Origin of the sequence: Ezakiella peruensis, from assembly GCF_900215725.1 — a bacterium.
GTDB classification, from domain to species: domain Bacteria; phylum Bacillota; class Clostridia; order Tissierellales; family Peptoniphilaceae; genus Ezakiella; species Ezakiella peruensis.
The window spans coordinates 1-15462 of record NZ_LT962471.1 but is presented as its reverse complement, the minus strand read 5'-3'; the positions used below and the strand labels follow the sequence as shown (position 1 = coordinate 15462).

Sequence of the window (15462 nt, the reverse complement as noted above, 5' to 3'; positions counted from 1 at the left end):
TATGAGAAATTTTCCAGGTGGCGGCAATATGAAAAAAATGATGAAGGAAATGCAAAAGCTACAAAAGGACATGCAAGAAAGCCAAGAGGCTATTGAAAACGAAGAATTTGAAGTTTCAGTTGGGGGCGGAGTTGTAAAGCTCACAATCAACGGCAAAAAGGAAGTCCTATCCATGGACATCGACCCAGATGTAGTTGATCCAGATGATATTGAAACTCTGACTGATTTAATTATTGCAGCTGTTAACCAAGGCATCACCACTGCTGAAGAAAAAATGAATGAATCCATGGGCAAGTACACCCAAGGACTCAACCTGCCAGGAATGTTTTAATGGCAGATAATTACGTTGACAATTTGTCGGACAGGCTGTCCAAGCTGCCGGGCATTGGGAGAAAGTCAGCCAAGCGTTTGGCCTTTCACATTTTAAATATGCCAGAGGCTGATGTGGACGCATTGGTGGATGCAATTGTCCTGGCCAAGGATAAGATTCAGCGGTGTAAGATGTGCGGAAACTTTTCCCAAGAGGAAATCTGTCCCATTTGCAGCTCGCCCAACCGCGACCACTCAAAGCTCATGGTGGTTGCATCTGTCAAGGATATTGACGCCTTTGAAGAATCGCTTGGCTATGATGGCCTCTATTTTGTTTTGAAAAATGACGAGCTAAGTCCCGTTAAGGGGATTGGTCCAAAGGAAATTGGCGCCGACGAATTTGTTGAAAGATTAAAATCAGAAGAAGTTAAGGAAATTATTTTGGCCCTGGCCACAAATATTGAGAGCGAACACACGGCGAAATTTTTATCCATGCTGGCCAAGGAAGCTGGCAAAAAAGTTTCCACGCTTTCAACTGGTTTGCCAGTAGGCGGGGTCTTAGAATACTTTGATCCTCTGACTCTGAGGCGGAGTTACGAGGGCAGGATTGAAATTTAGAGGTGTATATGTACAAGGGATATAAATTAATTAAGGAAGAATGGCTGGACGAGTACAAGTCCAAGGCCAGATTATTTGAACACGAAAAGACAGGGGCCCGCGTTTTAAAGATGGAAAACGATGACGACAACAAGGCTTTTTCAATTGGTTTCAAGACTGTTCGCGAGGACAGTACAGGCATTTGCCACATACTGGAACACTCGGTTCTAAGCGGCAGCCGCAAGTACAAGACCAAGGAGCCTTTTATGGACCTGATAAAAAATTCCTTGCAAACTTTTTTGAATGCAATGACTTTTAATGACAAGACCATTTATCCGATTTCATCCAGGAACGAAAGGGACTTTTTTAACCTTTGCGATGTTTATTTGGACGCAGTATTTTTCTCAGCCCTCCATGAAAACGACAAGATTTTCAAGCAAGAAGGCTGGCACTATGAAATTGAAAACGCAGACGACGACATAAAGATAAACGGCGTTGTCTACAATGAAATGAAGGGGGCTATGTCCTCAGATATTTCTCAGGTTTATGAGCTGATCGGCAAGTATCTCTATCCAAATTCTTCTTATTGCTACAACTCAGGTGGGGACCCTGCGGATATTCCAGATTTGACCTTGGACGAACTTCGCGCCTACCACAAGAGCCACTACAATCCATCTAACTCCTATGTTTTTTACTGGGGCAACGGGGACACAGAAAAGGAATTGGCTCATCTGGACGAATATTTATCTCAATTCGACCGGGTTGAATTGGTCGACGATATGAAGGACATCCAGCCTTTGGAAAAATCTTTTGAAAAAGTTTTATATTATTACGGGGAAGAAAAGGCCAAGAACGATTTTGTAACTGTGTCTTTTGTTTGCGGGGACGGAAAAAATCCTGTGGACAAGTTGGTCCACGATTTGATTGAGTCAGCTATGATCAGCGAAGACGGGGCCAATATCAAGGACCGCCTGATCCAAGAAGGCCTGGCCGAAGACGTTACTGGTATTTATTCTATTGGAGACAAATTAAATTTCTCTGTAATCGCCAAGAAAACTGAAGCCGCCAACAAGGATAAAATCGTAAAAATTGTGGAAGAAGAGCTCAAGAAACTCGCCGAAGACGGCATCGAAGAAAATGTTTTAAAGGCCCTGATCCACCAACAAAAATACGACACACTAAACTTTGGCGACAGCCCCCACAAGGGAATCATGGTCTACATCAGGGCAACTGATTCTTGGCTTTACGGCAATGACCCAATCGAAGGCCTCAAATTTAAAGAAGCCATAGAAACAATTGAAAAAAATCCTGGCCTGGTCAAGGACTACGCCAAAAAATATTTAAATGGCGACAAGATGGTCCTGGTTATAAAACCAGACGCAGAATTAAATAACAAGAGAGAGGCCGCCCTCAAAGAAAAGATGGCAGCTTACAAAAAATCTCTATCGAATGAGGAAATTGAAAAATTAATTGCAGACACCAAGGACCTCTTCGCCTTCCAATTATCCGAGGATAGCGCAGAAGCCAAGGCTACAATTCCTGCCCTGGATGTCAAAGACTTAAAGGCCAAGGTTGATGAAGTGCCTGTTAAAATCGACGGCAACTTGTCCTTTGTGGACACCTTTACAAACGGAGTTTTATATATGGACGCCAGCACATCAATCGATGATATGGCAGACGGGGACATAGAAATTTTAAATATAATTTCCAAGCTCATTGGCAAGGTTGACACTAAAAATTATTCCTATAAGGATTTGAATACAGCAATCAACCTCAAGGCCTACGACTTCGACCAAAGCTTTGCAGCAAGCAAGTACTACGACAAGGAAAGTGGTGAATTTACTTTGGTCCAAAGAATTTCCGCCAACCGCGGAGATTTTGCAGACGCCTTTGAATTGTTAAAGGAAATCACCTTTAATACAGATTTCTCAAAAATTTCCAGGGTCCGCGAGCTCTTGACAGCTGAAATCACTAAGAAAAAGATGGTAGCAGTTATGGGCGGAGTGGGCATAACCCTTGTAGAAGCCTTAAAGGGCTTTGGCAGGGCAGCAGAAATCAGGGCCCTCTTGAGTGGAACTAGAGAAATCAAGGCCATCGAAGAGCTTTTGGCAAAATCAGATGCAGAGATCGAAAGCATTTTAAATGAGGGTTATAAAGAATATCAGGACATCTTCAATTCAAATGGCCTTTTCCATATAACTGGCGAAGAGGAAGACTTTGAAGAGATTAAAAAAGTTTTGACAGCTGAGGGCCTTTATACTGACAGTCGTGACCGCAAAGAAATTTCGGTCGGATCTGGTCAAGCTAAATCAACTGCCATTGTCGCCATGACAGATGTAAATTACTGCGTGGACGCTTGCCCATACGAGCTAGAAAACGGGGCTGACTATGTGGTTTCACGCGCCCTTTCAAATTCATACTTGCATGACAACATCAGGGCTAAGGGCGGAGCTTACGGAGACGGAATCAATGTTTCGGCAAACATGGTCTACATGTTCTCCTACCGCGATCCAAATCTGGACAAGACCTTTGAAGTTTACGAAAACGCTTACGATTGGCTAAGGACTAGGGACTTTAAAGAAGAAGATTTAAATTCCCTAATCATCGGTGCCTACAATATGTTTGACCCGCTACTAACGGCAAGGCAAAAATCACTGACAGCCTTTGGCATGCTTTTAAGCCACAAGACAGTGGACGATACCAACCGTGAACTGGGCCAAGCCTTAAAGACTGACAACGAATCCTTCAAGGCCTTCGCAGATAAATTGGAAGCTGCCATGAAGAATAAAGGCCGGGCAGTTTTAACCAACGACAAGGGCATGGAAGAGACGAAAATTAAATTCGAAGACACAATTGAAATAAAATAAAAATTAAAACTGCCCGATGAGGGCAGTTTTTTCTTGAGAATAAAAGACGTTTTGTATTGCGTATGTCCATACAAAGTGCTATAATTATTGTAAAAGGAGGAGATCTTATGGCCAAGACCGAAAGTTTGTATGTAAGAATGGAACCTGAACTGAAAAACCAAGCCGAGGAAATTTTATCTAGTCTGGGCATTTCTGCCTCAACGGCGATAAATATGTTTTACAGGCAAATCGTTTTAAAACGCGGCATACCCTTTGACTTGAAATTGGAAGAGCCCAGACCCCTATTTTTGGATGAAATGACCAAGGAAGACTTGGATAGGGAATTGGAAATTGCCTACCAACAAGCCTTAAATGGTGAAGTGGTAGATGCAAGAGAAGCATTTGCAAAACTGAAAGAAGAATATGGCCTTAAATAATTGGTGAAATTGAAATATACTAGCTGAAAAAGCTTGTTAATTTAAAAACTTTATACTTATACACAAAAAGAGCACATCTTCACTTAGGAGATGTGCTCTTTGCTTTACATATTTATTTTGCTGTGATCTTGAGGAAGGTTTTTTTGCCTTTTTTGATCACAAATTCTTGGTCAAACTTATCGGCTGGAAGATTTAATTGGGGGTCGGTGATTTTTTCATCATCGATTGAAACGCCGCCACCTTGGATAAGTTTTCTGGCTTCGCCATTTGATTTGGCGAGTCCTGCTTCAACCATTAGGGATAAAATGCCAATGCCGTCTGCGATTTTTTCTCTTTCAATTTCAAAGGCTGGCATATTTTCCAAATCCATCTTGCCTGAGAAGAGCTTGCGAGCAGTTTCGATTGCTTGGTCAGCCGCTTCCTTGCCGTGGACGTCCTTAGTGATTTCGTAGGCCAGGATTTCCTTTTGCCTGTTGATGTCCTCTTCGGAAGTAATTTTGTCGATTTCATCAAGTGACAAAAATGTCAACTGTAACATAAATTTCTTTACGTCCCTGTCGTCGACATTTCTAAAGTATTGGTAGAGATCGAATGGTGATGTCTTGTTTTCGTCCAGCCAAACAGCATTACCCATGGACTTGCCCATCTTGACTCCATCAGCATTTACCAGTAGTGGAATGGTCATGGAGTAGACCTTGGCGTCTTCCTTCCTGCGAACGAGTTCGTAGCCGCCCAGCATGTTGGACCATTGATCGGATCCGCCAACTTGCAAGATGCAGTCGTGGTCTCTGTAGAGCTTCAAGAAGTCGTAGGACTGCATGAGCATGTAGGAGAATTCAAAAAATGTCAGCCCGTCTTGGAGACGATTTTTGTAGCAGTCGAATGTAAGCATTCTATTAACTGTAAATTCTGTACCAATTTCGCGAACAAATTCCAAGAAGTTTAAATCTCTTAGCCAGTCGCCGTTGTTCATAAAGAGGCCATGGTCTCCGTCCATATTTAAAAATTTGGACAGTTGCTTTTTGAAGCATTCGGCGTTGTGGTTGATAAAGTCCAGGCTCATAAGGGATCTCATATCGTTTCTGCCTGATGGGTCGCCGATTAAAGTTGTGCCTCCACCGATTAGGGCAATGGGTCTGTGACCTGCCATTTGCATCCGCTTCATCAATGTGATTACCAGATAGTGGCCGGCTGTGAGTGAGTCCGCTGTGCAGTCAAAACCTACATAAAAAGTGACTTTGTCATTGTTCAATTTTTCTTCGAGTTCTTCGGGGTAAGTCATCTGATCAATTAGTCCCCTGGCTCTTAATTCTTCAACTAATTTCATATTTCCCTCCTAAAATAAAAAACCCAATGAACAATTGGGCGTCGTCAAACACGGTACCACCAATCTTCATGGGAATCCATCTCTATCAAATCTCTTAACGGGGATAAGCCGCCAGCGTCTTTCTCGCTGGAAAAAAGTCATCCGTATCTATGACTGACCTAAGTATAGCAGGGATTTGGGAATCTGTCAAGATGGAAATGATTTGGTATATTTGTTATAATTTAGTTGGAGGATTTATGAAATTAAGAAAGTTTTTGATTATTACACTTATAATATTTTTATTCGCCTTTGGTCTTTATAGGTTTTTTCGAATAGACCATGATGAGATGACTTTATCTGCCATCAGTCTCAACTGGAGTCTGCCTTTGCCAAAAAGCGCCAAGGTTGTGGACCATGAATCAGACACGGGCTTTACGGGCGACGGGGTCAAGTATACGGTTTTAAAATTCAAAAGGGAAGAGGCGGAGGTCTCGATCTTTGGCAGGCGGTCTAGAAATCCCATTCCATCTGAGGATAAAATCATGGCCAATGATATTTATAAAAGATTTTTTAAGAAAAATTTTCCCTTTGATGACATGGTCTATGTGGGTACTCTTTCCAAGGACGACGGCTACGATTTGATGATTATTTTTTATAATCCGGCTGAGGATAATTATATTATTTTTGAGTATTTCCTATAGGAAGCTTTTAAATTTTTGCAAAAAATCTTTTCAAAAAGATTTTTACAAAATATTTACAAATATTTAGTGATTTTAATCACGATTTACTTGCAATAACTATATAAATATGTTATAATAAAGCAAAGAAGAAATGTTTGATTGATTATCTAAGAATTCTAAATAATAAATCTTAGCATGGTAATGACGATGGTAGTTGGTAATTAGGTAAAATAAATTTAATTAGAATAGGAGGAGAATGATGAGAAAGAAAATTTTATTTGGAGTATGTATCTTTATTACCTTGTTTTTAATTCCGTTTACTTATGCTTTTTCTGGGAGCAATGAGAATTATAAGGAATATGAAAAAATAAAAGATACTAAAATGAAAGAAAATGGACTTAACAAGGCTTTGAATCAAGGTGAGCTTGAGGGTTTTATAAGAGACTCAGATGTTTTAAAGAAGAAGATTCTTGACCAATGTCATCAAGAAGATGAAAATAAAACCATGCTAAGGATTTCAAAAAAATTTGAAGAAATAATAAATAGGGATTTAAATAAAGATGACAATGAAGTAAATGGTGCTGAACCCGTAGGAAAGTCGAAAAAAGTTAGGATATTTTTGTATGTCCCATATGAAGCAGATATTGAGCCAGAATTTTATTATGAAGATCCTTATTATAGTGGATGGATTCCTTTCTTTGATTTAAAAGATACAGAATTAAATGGAGAGAAGTATTGGACAGTATTTTATTCGGGCACTGTATATTACAAAGGAGATAAATAGATATGAAACAAAAACTAAGAACTTCATTGCTAATAATTTTAGTTTTATTTACTATTGCAAATTTTGGGATTTACGCAAGTGATTGCAACACAACTTATGTGACGAATCATTATGATCCTACGGATGCAGAACCTGTTGGAGATTCTAAGTTTGTTAAAGTTTATATTGCTGTTCCTTATTATAATAACATCAAAGAAAATTATTATTATTCAGATGAATTTTATGCAGGTTGGATTCCTCTTACCTACAAATCAGAAGTGAATGAATTAGATGAAAAATACTGGCTTTTATCCTATAGTGGAACCGTATATAAAAAGTGGCTTTCAAAAGGAAACCCTGTTTGTGAGGTCGATGAATAAATCATAGAAATAATTCATAATCACGATTTACTTGCATTAATTTTTTTTAAGTGTTATAATTTATTTATTGAAGGGGGATTTCCTATGAGAAGAAATTTCACAATTCAATTAAAGATTTTGAACCGCAACATCTAAGTTGCGGTTTTTTGTTCGCTTTATCACGGTTGAGTGATCGGAGAGGTTTTTAAAAGAAGATTAGGAGGATAGTATGGCAAAAGTTATTTTAAATGGCAGCGATCTTACATTAGAAGACCTAGTAGCTGTCGCTAGGGACAAGGCAGAGGTAGCATTATCAGAAGATGCTAAGGCACAAATCATCGCTTCACGCAAATTGGTTGACAAGTTTGTAGAAGAAGAAAGAGTTGTTTACGGTATTACAACAGGTTTTGGTAAGTTCTCAGAAGTTCACATCAAGGAAGAGGAAACCAAGACCCTACAAAGAAATTTAATTATTTCTCACTCATGCGGAGTTGGCAATCCACTTCCTATCGAAACTGCAAGGGCAGCCCAAGTGCTAAGGGCAAACGCTTTGGCCAAGGGTTTTTCTGGAGCAAAATTAGAAACAGTTGAAACACTTATCAAGATGCTAAACGCTGAAGTTACTCCAATTATTCCTGAAAAGGGTTCCCTTGGTGCAAGCGGCGACTTGGCTCCACTTGCACACATGGTTCAACCTATGCTAGGTATTGGCGATTGCTATTACAAGGGCGAAGTTGTTGAAAGTGCAAAGGCTATGAAGGACGCAGGCATTCCTACAATAGAACTTACAAGTAAGGAAGGTTTGGCTCTAATCAACGGCACACAAATTATGACAGCTGTTGGCGCTCTTACCCTTTACGATGCAATTCAGCTTGCAAAGATTGCAGACATTGCAGATGCTATGACTATGGAAGCTCTTGGCGGTATTATCGACGCTTATGACGTTAGAGTTGCCAAGGTTAGACCACACGAAGGCATGTTTAGAACTAGCGAAAACGTAGGCAAGCTCCTTGAAAATTCAAAGAATGTTACCCGTCAAGGGGATGTTCGTGTTCAAGACGCTTACACCCTAAGATGCGTTCCACAAGTTCACTCAGCTTCAAAGGACTGCTTCAACTATGTTAAGACAAAGGTTGACATCGAAATGAACGCTGTTACAGACAACCCAATTATCTTCCCTGATGACGAAGCTTCAATCAGTGCTGGTAACTTCCACGGTCAACCAATGGCTCTACCATTTGACTTTATGAAGATTGGTTTGGCAGAGCTTGCAAATATTTCAGAACGCAGGCTAGAAAAGATGGTAAACCCTGCTCTAAACCACGGTCTACCAGCATTCTTGACCACACACGGCGGCGTAAACAGCGGCTTTATGATCGTTCAATACGCAGCAGCAGCCTTGGTAAGTGAAAACAAGGTTTTGGCTCACCCAGCAAGCGTTGACTCAATTCCATCATCAGCCAACCAAGAAGATCACGTTTCCATGGGAACAATCGCAGCTAGACAAGCTAGAGAAATTTATGAAAACGCTAGAAAAGTTTTGGCTATGGAACTTCTGGCAGCAGCTCAAGCAATTGACATTAATGAATCAAAAGATAAATTATCCGAAGGCACCAGAGCTTGCTATGACATCATTAGAAAACACTCTGACTACATTGACTTAGACAGGGTTATGAATTTAGAAATAGAAAAAGTAGACGACCTGCTTGAAGACGGTTCAATCGTCAAGGCAGTTGAAGAAACAATAGGAAATTTAAGAGTATAGGAGGGTTTTATGATTACAAACACACAAATCGGCGACGCTATGACCATTAAGTTAAGCGATGTATTGCCACCAGAACCAGAATTTCAACAAGGCATCAGAAGGGCACCAGTTAGGGAACTCAAATTATCCAAGCACGAAATTAAGCTGGCACTTAAAAACGCTTTAAGATATATCCCTGAATCCTTGCACGAAACATTGGCTCCAGAATTTTACAATGAACTAATGACCTACGGCAGAATTTACGGCTACAGATATCGCCCACACGGAAACATCAAGGCTAAGCCAATCGATGAATACGAAGGCAAGACCATCGAAGGAAGAGCCTTCCAATTAATGATCGACAACAACTTGGACTTTGATGTTGCCCTTTATCCATACGAACTTGTAACCTACGGTGAAACTGGCCAAGTTGTACAAAACTGGATGCAATATCAATTAACCAAAAAATATTTGCAAGTTATGACAGATGAACAAACACTTGTTATGGCTTCAGGTCACCCAGTTGGACTTTTCAAATCCAACAAGCGTGCTCCAAGAGTTATCATTACAAATGCTCTTATGGTAGGTATGTTTGACGACCAAGAACACTGGGCCAAGGCTATTGCAATGGGCGTTGCCAACTACGGACAAATGACAGCTGGCGGCTGGATGTACATTGGACCTCAAGGGATCGTTCACGGAACTTTTAACACAATTTTAAACGCTGGTCGTTTGAAACTTGGCGTTCCTGCTGACGGAGATTTGGCTGGTCACATGTTTGTATCATCAGGACTCGGCGGAATGAGTGGTGCTCAAGGTAAGGCTGCAAAGATTGCAAAGGCAGTTGGACTTATTGCAGAAGTTGACCTTTCAAGAATCGAAACCAGACTTGAACAAGGATGGATCGACGAATATTCAGACGATGCAAAAACCGTTTTTGAAATGGCAAAGAAGGCAGTGGATGCTAAAGAGCCTCGTTCAATCGCCTACTATGGAAACGTTGTAGACCTACTTGAATACGCTGTAGATAATGACATTCACATCGAACTTCTTTCAGACCAAACATCCTGCCATGTTCCATATGACGGAGGCTACTGCCCACAAGGCATGACCTTTGAAGAAAGAACGAAGATGCTTGCAACAGACCATGAAGGCTTCAAGAGAGAAGTTGACAAGTCCCTCCGCCACCACTATGAATTAATCAAAGCTTTGGTAGACAAGGGAACCTACTTCTTCGACTACGGTAACTCCTTTATGAAGGCCGTTTACGACGCAGGCGCAAAAGACATTGCCAAAAACGGCGTAGACGAAAGCGAAGGATTTATCTTCCCATCATATGTAGAAGACATCATGGGACCAATGCTCTTTGACTACGGCTACGGACCATTCAGATGGGTCTGCCTATCAGGCAAGCACGAAGACCTGATCAAGACCGACCACGCAGCCATGGAATGCATCGATCCAAACAGACGCGGTCAAGACCGTGACAACTACATTTGGATTAGAGACGCTGAAGAAAACCAATTGGTTGTTGGTTCACAAGCCAGAATTCTTTACCAAGATGCCCTTGGCAGATTAAAGATTGCTCTTAAATTTAATGACATGGTTAGAAATGGAGAAATCGGACCAGTTATGCTCGGCCGTGACCACCACGACACAGGCGGCACAGACTCACCATTTAGAGAAACATCCAACATCAAAGACGGATCCAACATCATGGCAGACATGGCTACCCACTGCTTCGCAGGTAATGCTGCAAGGGGCATGAGCCTTATCGCTCTCCACAACGGCGGCGGCGTAGGTATTGGTAAGTCAATCAACGGTGGATTTGGCATGGTTCTGGATGGCAGCGATAGGGTTGATGAAATTCTAAAATCAGCTATGCCATGGGATACAATGGTCGGCGTTTCCAGAAGAAACTGGGCAAGAAACGAACACTCAATCGAAACCACTATTGAATACAACAAGCAATTTGCAGATACCAACCACATCACAATTCCTTACATCGCAAGCGATGATTTGATCGACAAAATTGTCGACAAGGATGAAAACTGCGGCTGCTAAAAACTCTTTAAAATTTAATTAAAAAGTTAAAAATAATTATTAACGAACACTCGTATAGGGTATACGTATAATAAGTAAGAAATTAAATGCCCTTTGGGGCAGGAAATCAAAAGGAGGAAATTATGGCAAGAATTTTACAATGCGTACCAAACTTTAGTGAAGGACGCGACAAGGAAAAGGTAGAAAAAATCGTTGAAGAAATCAGAAAAGTAGAAGGCGTTAAACTTCTAGACTACTCAAGCGATCCAACCCACAACAGAAGTGTTGTTACCTTTGTTGGTGAACCAGAAGCTGTTATTGACGCAGCCTTCAACGCTTGCAAGGTTGCATCAGAAGTTATCGACATGACAACCCACCAAGGCGAACACCCAAGAATGGGCGCTATGGACGTTTGTCCTCTAATTCCAATCAGCGAAATCACAATGGATGAAGCTGTTGAACTTTCAAAGAAATTAGCTGAAAGAGTTGGCAAAGAACTTGGAATCTCAGTATATCTATACGAAAGATCCGCAAGTGCACCTACTAGAGAAAACCTAGCAGATGTTAGACGTGGCCAATACGAAGCTATGGAAGAAAAGCTAAAACAAGAAGGTTGGGCACCAGACTTTGGACCAAGCGAACTCAACAAAAAATCAGGCGTATCTGCTATCGGTGCTAGACCAGCATTAGTTGCATTTAACGTAAACCTAAACACATCAGATGTTGAAATCGCAAAGAAAATTGCCAAGAGCATGAGAGCAAAAGGCGGCGGATTCACATACTGCAAAGCTATCGGACTTCTATTAGAAGACAAAAACCTAGCTCAAGTTTCCATGAACCTTGTTGACTACACCAAAACTCCAGTTTTCCGTGTATTTGAAACTATCAAACGCGAAGCTATGAGATACGGCGTAACAATTGTTAACTCAGAAGTTATCGGCCTAGTTCCACTACAATGCATGGTTGACGTTGCTACTTGGTACTTGCAAGTAGATGATTTTGAAACAAACCAAGTTTTGGAAACACAACTTCATGATTAATCCAAGTCTAAAGATTGAAAATATCTCGGAGCTAATTACGGTCTCTGGTGAAAATGGCAAGAGACGCGGCAAGGCTCAGGGAGAAATTGACAGAATTAAAAACGGTTTGGTCTTGGTAGTAGGCGACAAAATCGCCTACGCCGGTCCAGCAGACAAGGCTCCGGCCTACAAGCTGGCAGCTGACGCAGTAGTTATCGATGCCACAGGCAAGACAGTTACACCCGGGCTTATTGATTCGCACACACATTTGGTTCATGGCGGTAGCCGCGAAAATGAACTAAATAAAAAGCTCCACGGTGTTCCTTACCTTGACATCCTAGCCCAAGGCGGCGGCATTATGTACACTCTGACTCAAACCAAAAACCGGACCGAAGACGAACTTTACGACCAAGCTGTTAAATCTGTAGATCAGCTATTATCATACGGGGTTACAACTGTTGAAGCCAAGACAGGTTATGGCATTGACGATTTTGCAACGGAAATGAAACAGTTAAATGTTGCAGATAGGATCGACAAAAATCATCCGGTTGACCTTGTCCACACCTTTATGGCAGCTCACGCAGTTCCCAAACAATACAAGGATAATCCTGATGAATTTATAGATATAGTCATCAATGATTATCTACCAAAGATTAAAGAAGATGGCAGAGCAGAATTTTGCGATGTCTTCTGTGAAGAAGGGGTCTTTAACGCAGACCAATCCAGAAGACTTCTCATGGCAGCCAAAGAATACGGGCTCATTCCAAAGATTCACGCTGATGAAATCGTGGAACTGGGCGGCACAACCGTAGCTGCTGACGTGGGAGCGATCTCCGCTGAACACTTGATCAAGTGCTCATCACACGGGGTCAGCGAACTCAAACGCGGAGACGTTATTGCAAACCTACTGCCAGGTACATCCTTTAATATGGGTGACGGCATCTTTGCCCCTGCCAGAGAAATGATAGAAAACGAAGTTGCTGTTGCAATATCCACAGACTACAATCCAGGCTCATGCCCAACTGAAAATATCCAACTTTGCATGTACCTGGCCTGCTTAAATATGAAGATGACACCAGAAGAAGTTTTGGTCGGTGTTACCATGAATGCAGCTTGCGCCATCAACCGCCAAGACACAATTGGCAGCTTAGAAGAAGGCAAGCTAGCAGATATCGCAATCTTCGATGCACCAAACCTAGATTACTTGGTTTACCACTTTGGCATCAACCACACAGACCAAGTTATTAAGAAAGGTAAAGTAGTCTATAAGTGCTAAAGCAAAAAAAGCGCAGGGCAGTAGTTGTAACGGATTCTTATATAGAATTTTTTGGCATAGAAAAAGCCCTGGAGATGAACAATTACAGGGCCGAGAACCTGAAAAAAGACGGGGACATTGACCTACGGGCCAGGCTTATCGTCTACGTCTTGGACAAGATGGATGGATTTTTCCTCTATGTATGCAGGCAAAACCATTCGGAAATAATACCTGCACCTATGATAGTCATTTTAAAAAACAAAAAAGATTTCAGAAGGTTGGACTTAAAGAAACTAAGTATAGATGCTTGCATAGCTTATGATGACGACATCAGTGAGCTCCACGAAGCCATCTACAAGCTCAACCAAGGGCAGAAATACATTTCGAAGAGCCTAGAAAATTACAAGAGGGACGACTTTTTAGATAAGCTGACACGGCGCCAATACGAGATATGTGCACTGACAGCCCAGGGTAAGACCACTAAAGAAATAGCGGAGGCCCTGGACATATCCGAAAAAACAATCAGAAATCAAATAAGTCTAATCAACAAATCCATAGCGCCCAAGACATTTTATCAGGCCGTTATAGAATATTTAAATCAAAGCATATAAAAAACTGATATGAGTTTTTCTCATATCAGTTCTTTTTTTCTAATAAATACGCTTCAAAGGCCGAGGCCAGAGGCGATAGATTTTTTAACTTGTTGTAGATCAAATAGAAATCTCTGGTCAAATCCACATCCTTGATGCGAAGGAGGAGCAGGTCGCTGGCATCATTTATAAGTAGTCCAGAAACGAAAGAGCCGCCATAGCCTGACCTAACAATTCTAAGGATTGAATCATTGTCATCGCAAATGGAAGTCTCACGCTTAAAGAAGTTTTGATCAACCTTGGTAATTGAATTAACAACAGTCCTTAAGGTCCCCGACCTAGAGTCGCGAAGGATAAGCGGGATGTGCTTGATATCATCTGTGCTAATATAATCAAAAGACCTGTAATCGGGTAGCTTATCCTTGGAAACTACAAAGAATATTTCGTCGGAAAAAATCTTGGTAAATTCCACTGAAGTATCGTCTGATTTAAAACCGACGATACCAAAGTCCGACCGGCCGTTTTTAACGTGGGATATAACGCTCAAAGAGTCCGATGAGGAAATATTAAAAGTCACATTGTCGTGGAGCTTCATAAAGCCAGAAATTTTCTCCGGCAAATAAAAACGCAGGGGAATAGAAGAGGTCTCAATATTTAAATTGCCCTCGATAGTTCCCTCGTACATGACAATGCTGTGCTTGGCAATGTTGATTGAATCGATAACATCCTTGGCGTACTTATATAAAATAGAACCCGCATCTGTAATTGAAATCGAATTACCCAGACGATTGACCAAGTTAACCCCGAGTTCATTTTCTAAATTTTTAATGTGGTTGGTAACGGTTGGCTGAGTTATAAAAAGCTTTTCGCCAGCCTTTGAAAAAGACTTATAATCGCAAAGATAAATAAAAGTCTCCAATTGTCTTATATCCATAAGCCCTCCTATTAAGTTCTATTATACACCATATAGACGAAAATTAAAAGACTTAAAATAAAATAAAATTACAATTGTGTCTTATATAATATAATAGGAAGAATATTAATGCGATAAGAAAACAAAATTTCTGTAGTGTCCGATTTATTTCGGACAAAAAATTTTGTTTGATTGGATGCAACAATCTCAAGGGTAATGGTCGCCAAGAAATTGACCAACCGGTATGGAGGCGACACACCCAACTCTCGTTGGCAAAAAAATCGCAAATATAAAATTTATGTTTTCCTTACCCAACAAAAGCTTTTTAAAACATTTTTTAAAATAATTTATCAAAAGACGGATAGAAAAACGCTAGATGCAAGGAAGCAAGGGAGATGCAGGGAATAAAAATAAAATAAAATAAATTGTAAAAAACCCTTGACAAAGACAAAAAACGATGGTATACTATACAAGTCAGCTCAAGAGAGCACCGACAAGAACCTAAACAAAGGAATATAAGTGAAAAGAAGTCATGAATTTACAACCCGTAAATTCTAAACAAAGTGAAACAGAACACTTAATAAAACTGTAAATAATTTAG

Annotated in this window: 14 protein-coding genes; 12 read left to right on the top strand and 2 right to left on the bottom strand. The window is 40.7% G+C overall.

The window, feature by feature from the left end; genetic code table 11:
* Nucleotide 1: 1 nt before the first annotated feature.
* From CUU59_RS06885 to CUU59_RS06870, 4 genes are all read left to right on the top strand, one after another.
* The gene (locus tag CUU59_RS06885) at nt 2-331 is read left to right on the top strand and encodes a YbaB/EbfC family nucleoid-associated protein (RefSeq protein ID WP_075574524.1); all 330 of its coding nucleotides are present in this window, start codon (nt 2-4) and stop codon (nt 329-331) included.
* A complete protein-coding gene (recR, locus tag CUU59_RS06880) occupies nt 331-927 on the top strand; it encodes a recombination mediator RecR (RefSeq protein WP_099951232.1) in 597 nt (198 codons plus the stop codon). Before CUU59_RS06885 ends, recR begins: the two co-directional genes overlap by 1 nt.
* An 8-nt stretch (nt 928-935) precedes the next feature.
* A complete protein-coding gene (locus tag CUU59_RS06875) occupies nt 936-3773 on the top strand; it encodes an insulinase family protein (protein WP_099951231.1) in 2838 nt (945 codons plus the stop codon).
* A gap of 107 nt (nt 3774-3880) precedes the next feature.
* Complete coding sequence (locus CUU59_RS06870; protein ID WP_099951230.1) at nt 3881-4189, top strand: type II toxin-antitoxin system RelB/DinJ family antitoxin; 309 nt, start codon at nt 3881-3883, stop codon at nt 4187-4189.
* Between the two features lie 112 nt (nt 4190-4301).
* Here the strand turns inward: CUU59_RS06870 and tyrS are convergent, their stop codons facing one another.
* A complete protein-coding gene (tyrS, locus tag CUU59_RS06865) occupies nt 4302-5516 on the bottom strand; it encodes a tyrosine--tRNA ligase (RefSeq protein ID WP_099951229.1) in 1215 nt (404 codons plus the stop codon).
* Nucleotides 5517-5752: 236 nt separating this feature from the next.
* On the opposite strand from tyrS, the gene CUU59_RS06860 reads away from it, so the two are divergent.
* The 8 genes from CUU59_RS06860 (at nt 5753) to CUU59_RS08320 (ending at nt 13969) form a co-directional block, all read left to right on the top strand.
* Nucleotides 5753-6196 carry a hypothetical protein gene (locus tag CUU59_RS06860; RefSeq protein WP_099951228.1) on the top strand — a complete coding sequence of 148 codons (444 nt, stop codon included), beginning with the start codon at nt 5753-5755 and terminating at the stop codon, nt 6194-6196.
* A 238-nt stretch (nt 6197-6434) separates the two neighbouring features.
* The gene (locus CUU59_RS06855) at nt 6435-6959 is read left to right on the top strand and encodes a hypothetical protein (protein WP_099951227.1); all 525 of its coding nucleotides are present in this window, start codon (nt 6435-6437) and stop codon (nt 6957-6959) included.
* A gap of 2 nt (nt 6960-6961) precedes the next feature.
* Complete coding sequence (locus CUU59_RS06850; protein ID WP_099951226.1) at nt 6962-7318, top strand: hypothetical protein; 357 nt, start codon at nt 6962-6964, stop codon at nt 7316-7318.
* A 208-nt stretch (nt 7319-7526) separates the two neighbouring features.
* The gene (hutH, locus tag CUU59_RS06845) at nt 7527-9062 is read left to right on the top strand and encodes a histidine ammonia-lyase (RefSeq protein ID WP_099951225.1); all 1536 of its coding nucleotides are present in this window, start codon (nt 7527-7529) and stop codon (nt 9060-9062) included.
* A gap of 9 nt (nt 9063-9071) precedes the next feature.
* Nucleotides 9072-11105, top strand: coding sequence for a urocanate hydratase (locus tag CUU59_RS06840; RefSeq protein WP_099951224.1), 2034 nt, complete (start codon nt 9072-9074; stop codon nt 11103-11105).
* Nucleotides 11106-11227: 122 nt separating this feature from the next.
* A complete protein-coding gene (ftcD, locus tag CUU59_RS06835) occupies nt 11228-12124 on the top strand; it encodes a glutamate formimidoyltransferase (RefSeq protein ID WP_099951223.1) in 897 nt (298 codons plus the stop codon).
* Complete coding sequence (hutI, locus tag CUU59_RS06830) at nt 12084-13379, top strand: imidazolonepropionase (protein ID WP_342747455.1); 1296 nt, start codon at nt 12084-12086, stop codon at nt 13377-13379. Before ftcD ends, hutI begins: the two co-directional genes overlap by 41 nt.
* On the top strand, nt 13373-13969 hold the full coding sequence (locus CUU59_RS08320) for a LuxR C-terminal-related transcriptional regulator (RefSeq protein WP_099951221.1): 597 nt from the start codon (nt 13373-13375) through the stop codon (nt 13967-13969). The genes hutI and CUU59_RS08320 overlap by 7 nt, the downstream gene beginning before the upstream one ends.
* Before the next feature lie 25 nt (nt 13970-13994).
* Here the strand turns inward: CUU59_RS08320 and CUU59_RS06820 are convergent, their stop codons facing one another.
* Entirely contained in the window at nt 13995-14882 is an 888-nt protein-coding gene (locus tag CUU59_RS06820; protein WP_099951220.1) for a LysR family transcriptional regulator, read from the bottom strand.
* Nucleotides 14883-15462: the final 580 nt, after the last annotated feature.